We start from the raw sequence: 1,831 nt of genomic DNA on the forward strand, positions 1-1,831 counted from the left end.
GTGCGGGATGATGTCCCTGGGCCGGATTTCTTTTTCGCCCGTTCATCCGGCGTTTCACGTTTTTCAACAGGAGTTCCGCTCCCGGTTCTCCTGTTTCCGTATTTGTCCCGTTCATCGGCTCGTTCTTGCGATTCTGGGCGCCCTTTCGGTCGTCGCTCTCCACAGGGAATCCCTCGATACGTGCCCATCGAGGAAAGGTTCTCCATGAACCGCGATCGCACGCCCCGCTCGAACGACAGGTTTTCCCGCACCCGATCCGGTGGTTCCGGCTCCTCCTCCGGTGGTGGCTCCGGCTTCGGCGGCGGCTCGAGGTATTCCGGCGGGGGCCGTCCCGGCGGCTCCGGCGGCGGACCGCGCCGCTCCGGCGGCCAGGGCAGCCGCAGGCCCGCGGGCAAGAGCGAGTTCGCCCTGCCCGTCACGATCAACCCGGGTCTCCCGGCGGTCGAGGCCTTTGACGCGATGGAGCTGCCCGCGCCCCTGAAGGCGACGCTCGTCGCCGAGGGGGTCACCGTGCCGTTCCCGATCCAGGCGGCCACCCTCCCCAACTCGCTCGCCGGTCGCGACGTCCTCGGCCGCGGCCGCACCGGCTCCGGCAAGACGCTGGCCTTCGGCCTCGCCCTGCTGGCCCGTACCGAAGGCCGCCGCGCGGACGCCCGCCGGCCGCTCGCCCTGGTCCTCGTGCCCACCCGTGAGCTGGCGCAGCAGGTGACCGACGCGCTCACCCCGTACGCCCGGTCGCTGAAGCTGCGGCTCGCCACCGTCGTCGGCGGCATGTCGATCGGCCGGCAGGCCAGCGCGCTGCGCGGCGGTGCCGAAGTCGTCGTCGCCACGCCGGGCCGGCTCAAGGACCTCATCGAGCGCGGCGACTGCAAGCTCGACCGGGTCACCATCACGGTGCTCGACGAGGCCGACCAGATGGCCGACATGGGCTTCATGCCGCAGGTCACCGAGCTGCTCGACCAGGTGAACCCGGAGGGGCAGCGGATGCTCTTCTCGGCCACCCTCGACAAGAACGTCGACCTGCTGGTCCGGCGCTACCTGCACGACCCGGTCGTGCACTCGGTCGACCCGGCCGCCGGTGCCGTCACCACGATGGAGCACCACGTGCTCTACGTGCAGGGCGCCGACAAGTACGCCACCACCACGGAGATCGCCGCCCGCGAGGGCCGCGTGATCATGTTCCTGGACACCAAGCACGCGGTGGACCGGCTCACCGACCACCTGCTGGCCAGCGGTGTCCGGGCCGCCGCGCTGCACGGCGGCAAGTCGCAGCCGCAGCGCACCCGCACCCTGGACCGGTTCAAGACCGGGCACGTCACCGTGCTGGTCGCCACGAACGTCGCGGCGCGCGGCATCCACGTCGACAACCTCGACCTGGTCGTCAACGTCGACCCGCCGAGCGACCACAAGGACTACCTGCACCGTGGCGGGCGTACCGCGCGCGCCGGCGAGTCCGGCAGCGTCGTCACGCTGGTGCTGCCGAACCAGCGCCGCGAGATGACCCGTCTGATGCAGGACGCGGGCATCACCCCGCAGATCGCCCAGGTCCGGTCCGGCGAGGCGGAGCTGAGCCGGATCACCGGCGCCCGGACCCCGTCCGGCGTCCCGGTCGTCATCTCCAGCCCGCCGTCCGAGCGCCCCAAGTCCTCCGGCAAGTCCCGCGGCGGTGCCTTCATGGGCCGCGGCCGGGGCCCCGGCGCCGGTGCCCGCTCGGGCTCCGGCCGGAGCCGCCGCACCGACCTGGCGACGCCCGAGGCCCGCGCCGCCGCCGCGGTGCGCCGCGCCAACCGCGCCGCGTAAGCAGCCCGTACGCACGGACAGCGCCCCCGCC

The 1,831-nt window shown here is 72.5% G+C and carries 1 protein-coding gene; it reads left to right on the forward strand.

The genetic code is table 11. The features are described from left to right. The first annotated feature begins 204 nt into the window (after window positions 1-204). On the forward strand, window positions 205-1,800 hold the full coding sequence (locus tag ACFWEP_RS34460; RefSeq protein ID WP_387376216.1) for a DEAD/DEAH box helicase: 1,596 nt from the start codon (window positions 205-207) through the stop codon (window positions 1,798-1,800). Window positions 1,801-1,831: the final 31 nt, after the last annotated feature.

Source organism: Streptomyces sp. NPDC060198, from assembly GCF_042728415.1.
GTDB lineage: Bacteria > Actinomycetota > Actinomycetes > Streptomycetales > Streptomycetaceae > Streptomyces.

Excerpts from the sequence above, each read along its gene's own strand:
- ACFWEP_RS34460 (WP_387376216.1), top strand. The coding sequence starts at position 205 with ATGAACCGCGATCGCACGCCCCGCTCGAACGACAGGTTTTCCCGCACC.